This window comes from Paenibacillus sp. 2TAB26 (assembly GCF_052115145.1).
Classification (GTDB): domain Bacteria; phylum Bacillota; class Bacilli; order Paenibacillales; family Paenibacillaceae; genus Pristimantibacillus.
This window is the reverse complement of the sequence record NZ_JBFRGC010000144.1, coordinates 1-376: the sequence shown is the minus strand read 5'-3', so window position 1 is coordinate 376 and position 376 is coordinate 1. Positions and strand designations below refer to the sequence as shown.

General features: G+C 68.4%; 1 protein-coding gene. It reads left to right on the top strand.

Annotated features, from left to right (window positions below):
• On the top strand, nt 1-376 hold a 376-nt coding region (locus tag AB4Z50_RS36255), incomplete at both ends, for a hypothetical protein (protein ID WP_441887353.1).

Sequence of the window (376 nt, the reverse complement as noted above, 5' to 3'; positions counted from 1 at the left end):
ATCTGGCACGTGAGGTCGAGGAGCAGTTGCAGGGCGCCAACTGGGAAGGCTTTCTTGCCGACGTCTTCGGTAACGCGGCAGACCGCTGGGACGCCGGCTTGCGCGGCATCGAACGCCACCGCGTCGTGGTCAACGCGCTGACACGCCTACGGTTCTGCACAGCGGACGGCGTCATGGACCTGAAGACCAAGGAAGGGCCCGGCGGCGCGCCGGACGGCTTCCTCCCGTGGTTCGACGTGCCGGGGCGCCAAACCGCGGACGTGACAGTCGTCGCCGGACACTGGTCGACGCTGGGGCTGGTGATGCGCGCCAATCTGATGTTGCTGGATACAGGATGCGTCTGGGGCGGACGGCTCACGGCCGCGCGGCTGGCGAG